The 416-nt window shown below is 52.2% G+C and carries 2 tRNA genes; both read right to left on the reverse strand.

From position 1 onward, the window contains the following. Positions 1-155: 155 nt before the first annotated feature. Positions 156-231 (reverse strand) — tRNA-Ala (locus tag U5A67_RS40570). Positions 232-275: 44 nt separating this feature from the next. Further along, positions 276-352 (reverse strand) — tRNA-Ile (locus U5A67_RS40575). Positions 353-416: the final 64 nt, after the last annotated feature.

Raw genomic sequence — 416 nt, forward strand, 5'->3', positions numbered from 1 at the left:
CTCTAAGTGTGTTTCAGATGAATCTCTTTACTACTTCTTCCTGATTGTTAAAGAACGACAGCCGATATGGTGTTTAATCACATCGCTCTGACTGGCTCAATCGCCAATGCGTAATCCCCGGTGAGTGCTGCTACCGGACACTAGGCATTGAGGATTGGTGGAGGATGACGGGATCGAACCGACGACCCCCTGCTTGCAAAGCAGGTGCTCTCCCAGCTGAGCTAATCCCCCAGTCAAAACATGAACTACAAGGGCCTTGCCGCCACAGACAAAGATGGTGGGTCTGGATGGATTCGAACCATCGACCCCCGCCTTATCAAGACGGTGCTCTAACCGACTGAGCTACAGACCCCTGAGTCTGTCTTTGATACAGCCGACAAGTGTGAGCGCTTGGACAATGAATGCAGCGGGCTCTG

This window comes from Paraburkholderia sp. J69-1, from assembly GCF_905220255.1.
Classification (GTDB): Bacteria; Pseudomonadota; Gammaproteobacteria; order Burkholderiales; family Burkholderiaceae; genus Paraburkholderia.